The organism is Phaeospirillum tilakii (assembly GCF_042683125.1).
Lineage (GTDB): Bacteria > Pseudomonadota > Alphaproteobacteria > Rhodospirillales > Magnetospirillaceae > Phaeospirillum > Phaeospirillum tilakii.
Window position 1 is genome coordinate 1 of record NZ_JBHUIY010000040.1, and the last position, 12,126, is coordinate 12,126.

At 68.7% G+C, this 12,126-nt stretch carries 9 protein-coding genes and 1 pseudogene; 5 read left to right on the forward strand and 5 right to left on the reverse strand.

Features of this window, described 5'->3' with window-relative positions:
* Positions 1-111 precede the first annotated feature (111 nt).
* Positions 112-459 (forward strand): hypothetical protein, encoded by a 348-nt coding sequence (locus tag ACFSNB_RS15635; RefSeq protein WP_377318237.1) that lies wholly within the window; start codon positions 112-114, stop codon positions 457-459.
* A 57-nt stretch (positions 460-516) separates the two neighbouring features.
* Positions 517-823 (forward strand): annotated as a pseudogene (locus tag ACFSNB_RS15640) (transposase); the annotation flags it as partial.
* 55 nt (positions 824-878) lie between these two features.
* On the opposite strand, the gene ACFSNB_RS15645 reads toward ACFSNB_RS15640, so the two are convergent.
* From ACFSNB_RS15645 to ACFSNB_RS15665, 5 genes are read right to left on the reverse strand one after another with little or no spacing between them, the layout of a single operon-like run.
* Positions 879-1,430 carry a cytochrome b gene (locus ACFSNB_RS15645; RefSeq protein ID WP_377318239.1) on the reverse strand — a complete coding sequence of 184 codons (552 nt, stop codon included), beginning with the start codon at positions 1,428-1,430 and terminating at the stop codon, positions 879-881.
* A gap of 26 nt (positions 1,431-1,456) precedes the next feature.
* Positions 1,457-2,677 (reverse strand): multidrug effflux MFS transporter, encoded by a 1,221-nt coding sequence (locus tag ACFSNB_RS15650; RefSeq protein WP_377318241.1) that lies wholly within the window; start codon positions 2,675-2,677, stop codon positions 1,457-1,459.
* Between the two features lies 1 nt (position 2,678).
* Complete coding sequence (locus tag ACFSNB_RS15655) at positions 2,679-4,088, reverse strand: efflux transporter outer membrane subunit (protein WP_377318243.1); 1,410 nt, start codon at positions 4,086-4,088, stop codon at positions 2,679-2,681.
* A gap of 4 nt (positions 4,089-4,092) precedes the next feature.
* Entirely contained in the window at positions 4,093-7,227 is a 3,135-nt protein-coding gene (locus ACFSNB_RS15660) for a multidrug efflux RND transporter permease subunit (RefSeq protein ID WP_377318245.1), read from the reverse strand.
* A gap of 20 nt (positions 7,228-7,247) precedes the next feature.
* Positions 7,248-8,375, reverse strand: coding sequence for an efflux RND transporter periplasmic adaptor subunit (locus ACFSNB_RS15665; RefSeq protein WP_377318247.1), 1,128 nt, complete (start codon positions 8,373-8,375; stop codon positions 7,248-7,250).
* Positions 8,376-8,485: 110 nt separating this feature from the next.
* Between ACFSNB_RS15665 and ACFSNB_RS15670 the strand changes: the two genes are divergently transcribed.
* The 3 genes from ACFSNB_RS15670 to ACFSNB_RS15680 all read left to right on the forward strand — a co-directional run bounded on the left by ACFSNB_RS15670 (position 8,486) and on the right by ACFSNB_RS15680 (position 12,099).
* Positions 8,486-9,199 (forward strand): response regulator, encoded by a 714-nt coding sequence (locus ACFSNB_RS15670; protein WP_377318249.1) that lies wholly within the window; start codon positions 8,486-8,488, stop codon positions 9,197-9,199.
* Complete coding sequence (locus ACFSNB_RS15675) at positions 9,196-10,257, forward strand: ATP-binding protein (RefSeq protein WP_377318251.1); 1,062 nt, start codon at positions 9,196-9,198, stop codon at positions 10,255-10,257. The genes ACFSNB_RS15670 and ACFSNB_RS15675 overlap by 4 nt, the downstream gene beginning before the upstream one ends.
* 153 nt (positions 10,258-10,410) lie before the next feature.
* Positions 10,411-12,099 (forward strand): methyl-accepting chemotaxis protein, encoded by a 1,689-nt coding sequence (locus ACFSNB_RS15680; RefSeq protein WP_377318253.1) that lies wholly within the window; start codon positions 10,411-10,413, stop codon positions 12,097-12,099.
* Positions 12,100-12,126 lie beyond the last annotated feature (27 nt).

The following is a 12,126-nucleotide window of genomic DNA, read 5'->3' on the forward strand; positions in this document are numbered from 1 at the left end:
CGCCATCCGGTCCCATTGGTGATCCTTCAGGATCAGACGAACTTCGCTCATTCAAGTCCCCTTCTCGAAAGGAAGCCTTGAACCAGATTTTTCAGCCCATGGGAACCCAGAATGTCAACGCGCCCTAGTGATGGCGAGAAATTATTGTCAATTGTTGGGCATTTTCTTCCGGTTCCAAAGCCGAATTCGGCGATGTCACTCGTCCTTTATGTCGCGTCGCTTGATCCGAACATTATCAATCGAGATATCGCGTTTGCGCAGTATGCAAATACACGATTCTGGAATGACGTGGGGATGGAGTTGAAGAATTCGGCTTATAAAATTTACGTCGCAAATTCAATAAAGCAAGCTGCCGGCGTCATTTCTGTTTGCGCTGGGGGTGGTGATTTTGTTAAGGGCTTTCTGATTAAAATAGGCTGCGAGTCCATTATGGATAAAATTGCAAAAAACTATTTTTGACCGCGCCTTATTCCCCGGCTCCGCTTGGCAAGCTGTGGCAAAACCCTGCCGGTGATGCTCATGCCCAGGGCGGGCAAACGGGTCGAACTGATGGATGAGGCCGAGAGGGATGTCCTGGCCTACAGGGATTTCCCGGTTGCCCATCGGGCCAAGCTGCAAGCCCCCTCCCATAGGGCGCCTCAACGGCGAAATCGAACGCAGGACGGCGGTCGTTGGCATCTTTCCAAACGAAGACGGCATCACTCGCCTGATCGGCGCCATTCTTCTTGGGCAGAGCGACGAATGGGCCGTTCAAAGGGCCCGCTTCATGGCCCAGGAATCCGTCGTCCCCCTATGGCGATATCCCGCCCGGCCAATGACCTGACCCGGTGGGTCAGGTCATGCCGACACGGTGACGAGACGCCGGCTCCGGAGGACGCTCACAGCATGCGGTCGAGGATGCGGCGGAGCGGGCCGTGGTCGAGCAAGCGGTGCTTGAGCACGCCACCGACGTGCAGGGCCACCAGGAGCAGCAATCCGGAGGCCAGCAGGGAATGGACCGCCGCGAATCGGGACGACAGCGCCTGATCCTTGTCGAGAAGCTCGGGAAGCGAAGTGAGGAAAAACGGGATGCCATCGCTTTCAGGGTAGGAACTGGACAGGCAGTAGCCGGTCACGGGGACGGCGATCATCAGGACATAGAAGAAGCCGTGGGTGAACAGGAAGATCGTCTGCTCAAGCGGCGGCAGCTTGACCGGCTCGGGTACGCCATGGATCCTGCGGAGCAGCAATTGCGTCAGGACCAGCAACAGGGCGAGGATGCCGAATTGCTTGTGGTTGGGGTACAGGATCGCGAATTTTTCGGGCATGTCGTCGGGGAGGCTGACCATCAGCAGTCCCACCGCCAACAGGCCGACGATGAGCGCCGCCCGCACCCAATGGATGATCCGTATGGCGGTGGAATATTTCTGCTCGGGAAGGGGTGAGGACATCGTGTTTTTCTCCGTCCTGTCAGGGGTTATGGGATCGCCGGGGCGCCTGACCGTTGATCCCAGCGGTCGGCGGCCAGGCAGGCGATGATCGCCGCCGCCGCGCACAGGGCGATGGTCAGCGGAATGGCGGCGAGTGCGGCCGGGAAGGCCGCCGGAACGGCGCCGATCAGGGCGCCGGCCAGATATTGCACCGTTCCCATGAATGACGAGGCGGTCCCGGCCCGATCGCCGCTGCCGGCCATGGTCAAGGCGGTCAGATTGCCGATGATCAGCCCCGCGGCGGTCAGGGTGGCGGCCAGCAATCCCGCGAAGATCCAGGGCGACGGCGCCATCCCCCACAGGCAGAGACAGAGAATGATCCCGGCCGTGCCCTGTGCCGCCAGCCCGAGATACATCACCCGCCCCGCGCTCCACCCGCAGCGGTGCATCATGTCGGCGATCTGGCCGCCGATGATGAAGCCGACCGCGTTGGCGGCGAACACGTAGCTGAACGCGCGCGGGGTCAGGCCAAAGGTCTCAATGAACACGAAGGACGATCCGCCAAGATAGACGAACAAGCCGCCGAGGAGAAAGCCACCGGCCAGGGTTCGGGCCAGGAACGCCGGTTCTCGCGCCAGCCGGCCATAGGCGGTGATGGCCGCGCAGAGACCGGCGCCGGCGTCAAACCCGGCGGGGCGGCTATCGGGAATCGACCGCAGGCACCACAGAAACCCCGTCGCCCCCACCGCCGTTAGCCACCAGAAGGTCGCCCGCCAGCCGCCATGATCGAGGATCAGGCCGCCCAGCACCGGGGCCAGGATGGGGGACAGGGTCATGATCTGCATCAGGAGGGAGAACACCCGGGCCGAGGCGCGCAGGTCGCACAGGTCGGTGACGATGGCCCGGGGAGCCACCAGGCCGGCGGCGGCCCCCAGCGCCTGGAGGAAACGGGCGAGCATCAGCCCCTCCACCGACGGCGCCAGCGCCGCCAGGGCGGAGCCGGCGGTAAAGATCCCGAGCCCGGCCAGCAGGGGGATCCGCCGTCCATGGCGGTCGAGCAGCGGACCATACACCGCCTGTCCCACCGCCAGCCCGATCAGAAACACCAGCAGGGTCTGCTGCACCTGGGCCGCCGCAACGCCGAAATCGGCGGCGATGGCGGGCAGGGCCGGCAGATAGGTGTCGATGGCCATCGAATCGAGTGCCGTCAGCAGGGCCAGCAGCACCAGGAGGGGGACGCCGAGTCCCGGGCGGGATTGGTTGCTCATGTCAGGACCCCTGGCGGGCATCGGTGGGCGCGGCCGCCGCGCCGCCGCCCAGGGCCTTGTAGAGGCCGATGGCGTTGCTGATGTCCTCGCGCTTGAGGTCGAGCCGGGTCTGGCGGGCGGCATAGAGCTGGCGCTGGGCATCCAGCAGTTCCAGCCGTCCTTCCAGCCCGGAGCGGTAGCGCAGGGTCGACAATTCGACCCGCCGGGCCGCCGAGGCGACGATGCGATCCTGCGCCTCGATCTGGCGGCCATAGGTGGCGCTGCCGGCCAATCCGTCGGCGACCTCGCGAAAGGCGGTCTGGATGGTGCGTTCGTAGTCCGCCACCGCCTCGGAGTGGCGGATTTCCGCCAGACGTAGTTCGGCCCGCAGCTGTCCGCCCTGGAACAGCGGCTGGGTGATCTGCGGCGAGAAACTCCAGACCTGCTGGGCCCCGTCGAACAGGCTGCCGAGGAGCGGGCTGGCGAAGCCGACCGAGCTGGTCAGCGACAGGCGGGGAAAGAAGGCGGCGCGGGCGGCGCCGATATTGGCATTGGCGGCGATCAGGGCCTGTTCGGCCCGCCGGATGTCGGGGCGGTGGATCAGCAGGTCGGACGGAAGCCCGGCGGGCAGCCGGGTGCGCACTGCGCCGTCGTCGAGCGGCCTCGGCGGCGGCAGGTCGCGGGGGAGGCCGGTGCCGACCAGCAGCGCCAGCGCGTTGCTGGCCCGGGCCAGGGCGCGGCCGCGTCCTTCCAGGTCGGCCTCGGCGGTGGCGACCTGGCCTTCCGCCTGGGCGATGTCCAGGCCGCTGTTCTGGTCGGCGGCCTTCAGCCGTCGCGCCAGGGCGAGCGATTGCCGCCAGTCGGCCAGGGTGCGTTCGGCCAGGTCGCGCTGTTCCTCGGCCAGCCGCTCGGCGCAATAGGCGTCGGCCACCGCGCCGACCAGGGCGATGCGGGCGGCGCGGCTTCCTTCCTCGCTGGCCAGATAGCGGGCGAAGGCGGCGTCGGACAGCGACCGCACCCGGCCGAACAGGTCCAGTTCGAAGGCGCTGACGCCGATCCCCAGGCCGTGCTGGTTCTGGAGCGAGGCCGGGCTGTCGGCCTTGGTCGGATCGGCGGCCAGACGCTGCCGGGTGAAGCCGCCATTGGCGCTCAGCGCCGGGAAACGGGCCGCGCGCTCGATGGCGTATTGCGCCTGGACCGCTTCGACGTTGAGGGCGGCCAGCCGCAGGTCGCGATTGTGGTCGAGGGCCAGCGTGATCAGCCGTTGCAGGCGGGGATCGCCGAACATCGCGCGCCAGTCCAGCGACGCGGCGGACTCGCCGGCGACCGGCGACGGATAGGCGGCCGGAACCGGCGGGTCCGGTTTCTCCAGGTCGGGGGCCAGGGAACAGGCCGACAAGGCCAGCAGCACGGGCAGCAGAAAGGGGCGCATCGGCTCAGCTTTCCTGGGACGGGAGGGGCGAACGGCGGGCGCGCCACCAGGCGCTCAGCCGTTCCTGGCCGCCGACCACCAAGACGAAGAAGGCGGGAACGAAGAAGACCGCCAGCACGGTGGCGCTGACCATGCCGCCGAACACGCCGGTGCCGATGGCGTGCTGGGTTTCGGCGCTGGCGCCCCAGGCCAGCATCAGCGGCACCACCCCCAGCCCGAACGCCAGCGAGGTCATCAGGATCGGGCGCAGCCGCAGCCGGGCGGCCGTCACCGCGGCCTCGGGCAAGGCCATGCCCCGGGCGTGCAATTGGCGGGCGAATTCGACGATCAGGATGGCGTTCTTGGCCGACAGGCCGATCACCGTGATCATCCCCACCTTGAAGAAGACGTCGTTGGGCAGGCCGTGCAGCAGCACCGCCGCCACCGCCCCCAGCAGGCCGAGCGGCACCACCAGCATTACCGCCAGCGGGATCGACCAGCTTTCGTACAGCGCCGCCAGCACCAGGAACACCACCAGCATCGACAGCGCCAGCAACAGCGGCGCCTGGGCCGCCGACTGGCGTTCCTGCAAGGATTGCCCGGTCCATTCGACCGCAAAGCCGGGGGGAAGCTGCCGGGCCAGCCGCTCCATCTCGGCCATCGCCTCGCCGCTGGAGATGCCGGGGGCGGGACCGCCGGCGATGCGGGCCGCCGGGATGCCCTGATAATGGACCAGTTGCACCGGCGACTCCTCCCAGGTGGGGGTCACCAGCTCGGACAGCGGCACCATGCCGCCCTGGGTGTTGCGCACGTACAGTTTGAGGACGTCGTCGATCTGCATCCGGGCGGGGGCGTCGGCCTGAAGGATCACCTGCTGCATCCGTCCGGCATTGGGAAAGTCGTTGACGTAGAGCGACCCCATCGCCGTGGTCAGGGTTTCGCTGATGGCGGTGAACGGCACGCCCAGGGTTTCGGCCTTGGCGCGGTCGATGTCGAGGTGGAGGCTGGTTCCGGCCGGCAGGCCATCGGCATAGACGTTGGCGAGGCGCGGGCTGCGGGCCGCGAGCTCCAGCAACCGGGCTTCGGCGGCCTTCAGCGCGGCCTGGCCCTGGCCGGCACGGTCCAGCAGGCGCAGGCTGAAGCCCGAGGAGGTGCCCATTTCCTCGATGGAAGGCGGCAACAGGCTCATCACCATGCCTTCGGGGAGGTCGGCCAGGGCCTGCTGGGCGGCCAGGGATTCCTCGCCGGCGCTGACGCCGCCGCGATGGTCCCAGTCCTTCAGCATGGTGAAGGCCAGCGCCGTGTTCGGCCCCGAGCCGGAAAAGCCGAAGCCCAGGATCGACAGAGTGGAGGCGATGGCCGGGCGGGTGGCGACATGGGCCTCGAACCGGCGCACCGCGTCCAGTGTGCGCTCCTGGGTGGCATCGGACGGCAATTGGAACGATGTCATGAAATAGCCCTGGTCTTCCTCGGGCAGGAAGGCCGAGGGCAGGACGTCGAACCCCACCCCCAGCAGCGCCACCACCACGCCGAACGCCGCCATCATGCGTCCGCCCCGTCGCACCAGGGCGGCGGTGCGGGCTTCGTAGGCGCGGGTCATGCCGTCGAAGCGCCGGTTGAACCAGCCAAAGAAGCCGGCCTGGTCAGGGGGACCGGGATCGACCGGCCGCAGCAGGGTGGCGCACAGGGCCGGGGTCAGGCTGAGGGCCAGGAAGGCGGAAAACAGGATCGACACCGCCATCGACAGGGTGAACTGGCGGTAGATCACCCCGACCGAGCCGCTGGCCAGTCCCATCGGGATCAACACCGCCGTCAGCACCAGGGTGATGCCGATCACCGCGCCGGTGATTTCCCGCATGGCCTTGATCGTGGCATCCCGGGGCGACAGGCCCTCGCTCCGCATCAGGCGTTCGACGTTCTCGACCACCACGATGGCGTCATCGACGATGATGCCGATGGCCAGCACCATGCCGAACATGGTCAGCACGTTGATCGAGAACCCCGCCGCCAGCATCACCGTCAGGGTGCCCAGCAGGGCGATGGGGGCGACGATCGCCGGGATCAGGGTGTAGCGGACTTTCTGCAGGAACAGCAGCATCACCAGGAACACCAGCGCCATCGCCTCGATCAGGGTGTGAATCACCTTCTCGATCGAGATCCTGACGAAGGGGGCGGTGTCGAACGGGATGGCGTAACTGATGCCGGCGGGCATGGTCCGGCTCAGTTCGGCGAGGCGGGCGCGCACCCCCGCCGCCGTGCGGACGGCATTGGCGCCGGGGGACAATTGCACGGCGGCGACCGTGCCGTTCCTGCCGTTCTCGCGATTGGCGAAGCCGTAGCTCTGGGCGCCCAGTTCGACCCGGGCAACGTCGCCCAGCACCAGCCTGGAGCCGTCGGCATTGGCCCGCAGCACGATGGCGGCGAATTCCTCGGGGGTCTGCAATTGTCCCCGCACGGTGAGGGGAATGGTCACGCGCTGTCCCGCCACGGTGGGGGCATCGCCGACCCGGCCCGGCGCGATCTGGGCGTTCTGCTGGGCGATGGCGGCGGACAGGTCGTTGATCGACAGGCCGAAGGCGATCAGCCGGGCGGGATCGACCCAGACCCGCATCGCCTGCTCGGCGCCGAACAGCTGGACGCGGCCGACCCCCTCGATCCGGCGCAGCTCCTCGATGATCCTGCGCGCCATGTAATCGCTGAGCGCCGCCTCGTCGAAACGGCCGTCCTCGGATTTCAGGGAAATCAGCATCAGGAAGCCCGAGGACGCGGATTCGACGGCCAGGCCGTTCTGGCGGACCGCCTGGGGCAGCCGGGGCTCGATCGCCTTCAGGCGGTTCTGCACGTCGACCTGGGCCAGTTCCGGATCGGTGCCCGGCTTGAAGGTGGCGGTGATCTGCGCCGTGCCCGAGGTGTCGGCCATCGACTCGAAATACAGCAGGTTCCGCACCCCCGACAATTCGCGCTCGATCAGGCTCAGCACCGAATCGCTCATGGTCTGGGGCGTCGCCCCGGGATAGCTGGCGTAGAGGTTGACCGTCGGCGGCGCCACCGAGGGATAGCGGGCGATCGGCAACTGGGGCAGGGCGATCAGCCCGGCCAGGATGATGAACAGGGCGATGACCCAGGCGAAGACCGGGCGGGTGATGAAGAAATGCGGCATCGAACGGGATCCCCGGCGGTTCAGCGTGTCTCGGCCGGCCGCCACGGGCGCGGCGCCACCGTGGCGCCGTCGCTCAGGCGTTCCATGCCCTCGATGACGATCCGCTGTCCGGCGGTCAGGCCGGAGCGGATGCGGTAGCGATGATCGACCCGTTCGCCCGGATCGACCGCCACCGCGCGGACGGTGGCGTCCTCGGCCACCACCCAGACCAGTGGCTTGCCCCCCACCCGCACCACCGCCTGCTGCGGCACCATCAGGGCGGCGTCGTGGCGGGCCTGGGGGACCCGCGCCCGCACGAACATGCCGGGCAGCAGCTCGCGGCGGGGATTGTCGACCAGCACCCGCAGCAGCACGTCGCCGGTGCCGGCATCGACGGTGATGCCGGAAAACAGGACCCGCCCGCTGAGGTCGGACGGGGTGCCGTCGCCGCGCAGCACCGTCACCGGCACCCCGCCGCCGTCCCGCCGCAGCGCCTCGCGCATCGCCTCCAGCGCGGACGCGGGCAGGCGCACATCGACATAGACCTGATCCACCTGCTGGATCCGGGCCATCGGCGCGGCATCGGTCGGGGCGACCAGCGCGCCCTCGGTCACCAGGGCCTGATCGATGCGGCCGGCGATCGGCGCGTCCACCGTGGCGAATGTCAGGTCGAGCCGGCGCCGCGCCAGGGTGGCGCGGGCCTGGGCCACCTCGGCCGCCGCCTGGTCCCGCTGCGACACGGCATCGTCATAGGCCTGACGGCTGATCGCGTCGGCCTCGACCAGCGGCTCCAGGCGCTCGGCCTGCCGGCGGGCGCGGGTCAGGGCGGCCTCGGCCCGGTGCAGGGCGGCGGCGGCCATGTCGGCGTCGGCCTTGAACGGGGCGGGATTGATCTGGAACAACGGGGTGCCGGCGCGGATTTCCGCCCCCTGCTCGAACAGCCGCCGCTGGACGATGCCGCTGACCTGGGGCCGGATCTCGGCGACGCGCAGGGCGGCGACCCGGCCGGGCAGATCCTCGGTCAGCTCCACCCGCGCCGGCGCCAGCGTCATCACCGTGACCTGGGCCGGCGGCGGCGGGGCCTCGGGGGCGCCGTCGCCGCATCCGGCCAGCAGGACGGCCAGCAGGGCCAGCCCGGCACCGGCGGGGAACAGGCGTTCGGTTCTCATTCACGCGGCCTTTCAACAGGTGGGGGCACAGCCTGGACCGGTGCGATGGCGTTTCCGTCGCGCCCGTGTGGAGATACAATGGAGACGAACCCCAAGGACGCAGACCTGTCATGCCCTCGCCGCCGGTCGAGCCCCACTTCCTGGTCCTGATCGCCGAGGACGAACCCGAGATCGCCGACATCCTGGCGGCCTATCTGACCCGGAGCGGCCTGCGCAGCGTGCGGGCCGCCGATGGGGAGCGGGCCCTCGACCTGCATCTGTCGCTGGCGCCCGACCTGATCCTGCTCGACGTCCAGATGCCGCGCCGGGACGGCTGGCAGGTGCTGTCCGAGGTGCGGCGCCGGGGCGATACCCCGGTCATCATGCTGACCGCGATGGACCAGGATCTCGACAAGCTGATGGGGCTGCGGATCGGCGCCGACGATTACGTGGTCAAGCCGTTCAATCCGGCCGAGGTGGTCGCCCGTGTCCAGGCGGTGCTGCGCCGGGCCCGCCCCGGTGGCGAGTCCGCCTCCCGGCGTTTCCTGCGCGTCGGCCGTTTGCAGGCCGATCTGGAAAGCCACGAGATCACCCTGGCGGGCGATGGCCCGCCGCTGCCGCTGACCCTGACCGAGTTCCGGCTGCTGACCCACCTGATGCGGGCGCCGCACCGGGTGTTCGGGCGCGAGGAATTGCTGGTCGCCTGTCTGCCCGAGGGGGAGACGCTGGAACGCACGGTCGACAGCCACCTCAGCAAGCTGCGCCGGAAGCTGGAAACCGCCGGGATCGAGGGCGTTCCCGCCAGCGTGCGCGGCGTCGGCTATCGCCTGGGCGCGGTGCCGTGACGGAGGCCCGGGGCGGTCTCAGCCGCCGCATCATCCGCTCGATGATGGCGCTGGCGCTGGGCACCACCCTGCTGGCGCTGCTGGGATCCTATGCCTTCTACACGCTGTGGTTCCTCCTGGCCCCGACCAGCTTTCCCGGCCCCGATGGCAATAGCTGGCTGCCCACCCCGCTGGAATGGGGCTGGATGGCGCTGACCGCCCTGGCCGCGTTGGGGCTGGCGGTGTTTTCCGCCCTGCGGCTGGCCCGCCGCATCCTGGTGCCGCTCAATTCGGTGGCCCAGGGCTTGCGCCGACTGGCCCAGGGCGATCTGTCGGTCCGGGCTGGCGGCGCCGACCGCTCCCTGGGCGAGGCGGCGCAATTGGTCGGCGATTTCAACGCGATGGCCCAGCGGCTGGAGCGGATGGAACGGGAACGGCGGTTCTGGAACGCCGCCATCGCCCATGAATTGCGCACCCCGGTCACGGTGCTGCGCGGCCGGTTGCAGGGCTTGACCGAAGGCGTGTTCGAACCGGCGCCGGAGCTGTTCCAGTCCCTGCTGACCCAGGTCGAGGGGCTGGGGCGTCTGATCGAGGATCTGCGGCTGGTCGGGCTGGCCGAAAACGGCCGCCTGGATCTGCACCTGCTCCCGATCGACCTCGAGGCCGAGGTCACGGCGGTGGTGCGGGCGTTTCAGGCCAGTCTGGAGGGGGCCGGATTCACCCTGTCCCGCGCGTTGGCGGACCTGCCGCCGGTCCGGTGCGACCCGGTTCGCATCCGTCAGGCCCTGCTGGCCCTGTTGGAAAACGCGCGCCATCACGCCACCCCCGGTCCGCTGCGCATCGAGGTCCGGATTGCCGACGGCCACTGTCATCTGCGGGTCGAGGACAGCGGCCCCGGCGTGCCCGAGGCATCGGTCCCCCAAATCTTCGAGGCGTTCCAGCGGACCGGGTCCGATCAAACCGGCAGCGGCCTGGGGCTGGCGGTGGTTCAGGCCATTGCCCGCGCCCATGGCGGCGGCGTGAGCTGTGGCCGCTCTACGCTGGGCGGCAGCCTCTTCGACCTGCATTGGCCGCTCTGACGGCTGATCCCCCTCACCGGCGCCGGGGCGGCGGTCCCACGGGAGAAATTCGCGTTCGCGACTATAGTATCCCTTCGGGGCACGTCCTACATCTTAAGGCATAGTGATGTGCCTTTGGACAGGCCGATGGGGCCGGCGTGGAGGGTGCGGGAGATGGACAAGCTTTCGATCAAACTGAAAATTCTGGTGCTGGTCGGGATTTTCGGCCTGCTGACCATCGCCGCCGCACTCTATGCCGACCTGTCGATGCGGTCGATCGATGCCGGTTATTCGGAACTGATCAACCATGGCGAACGCGCCGCGGTGGCCAGTTCCCGGGCGGGGCGGGTGGTGCAACGTTATATGGGGGTGGCCTTCAGCCTGGCGATCGAGACCACCGACGAAGGCAATGCCCGGCTGACGAAGGAGGCCGAGGCGACCCAGGCTGAATATTTCAAGTTCATCGAGCGGATCAACCAATTCGTGCCATCCGCCGTCGCCAGAACCGATGCGGTGGCGGGGGCGGCCAAGGCGGCGTTTGCCCAATGTGAGCCCTATCTGCGCGAGGCGGCCTCGACCACCGATCCCCAGGCCACCCTGGCCGCCGGCAAGCATCTCAAGACCCATTGCGAGCCGCTGATGAATGCGGTGGTCAACCAGCAGCGCGACCTGACCGATTTCTTCGCCGCCGAGGTCGATAAGACCGCGGCCGAACTGAGCCGGACCACCGACCATACCATCCTGATGACCTCGCTCGCCGTCGCCGGCGGGTTGATCCTGTCGGTGGCGCTGGCCTTGTGGATTTCGAACGCCAAGATCGTCGCGCCGCTGACCCGGCTGGCCGGGGTGATGAAGCGGCTGGCCGACAATGACCTGACCGCCGAGATCGCCGGCCGCGAGCGGGGCGACGAGATCGGCGCGATGGCCCGCGCGGTCGAGGTGTTCAAGGACAACGCGATCGAGCGGCGGCGGATGGCGGAACGCGAGGAAGCCGAGCGGGCCGGGCGGGAGAACCGGTCCCGGGCAATCGAATCCCTCACCGGGGCGTTCGACCGCACCGTCGGCACCGTGCTGGAGGCGGTGGCCGGGGCGAGCACCGAGCTGGAAGCGACCGCCTCGACGATGGCCTCGGGGGCGGAGCAGACCAACCGGCAGGCGGGCACCGTCGCCACCGCCGCCGAGGAGGCTTCCAACGCGGTGCAGACCGTCGCCAGCGCCGCCGAGGAACTATCCGCCTCGATCCGGGAGATCAGCCGGCAGGTGAGCGAGGCCAGTTCGATCGCCGGCGCGGCGTCGGAGGAAGCCGGCCGTACCGATCAGACCGTGCGCGGGCTGGCCGACAGCGCGGCCAAGATCGGTGACGTGATCAAGCTGATCAACGACATCGCCAGCCAGACCAATCTGCTGGCGCTCAACGCCACCATCGAGGCGGCCCGCGCCGGCGAGGCGGGCAAGGGCTTCGCGGTGGTGGCGGGCGAGGTCAAAAGCCTCGCCAACCAGACCGCGCGCGCCACCGACGAGATCAGCACGCAGATCAACGCGGTGCAGAGTCAGACCCGGAACGTGGTCGAGGCGATCTCGCTGATCGTGCGGAGGATCGACGAGATCAGCCACATCTCCACCTCGATCGCCTCGGCGGTGGAGGAACAATCGGCCGCCACCGCTGAAATCGCCTCCAACATCCAGCAGGTGTCGGCGGGGACCAGCCAGATCACCACCAATATCGGCGGGGTGAGCGACGCCGCCTCCATGACCGGAGCCGCCTCTCAGCAGGTGTTGTCGGCGGCCCGGATGCTGTCGGGCGAGTCCGAGCATCTGAAGCAGATCGTGGTCCGGTTTCTCGGCGACGTCCGCACCGCCTGAGACCGGGCGGCACAATCAACGGGTCTG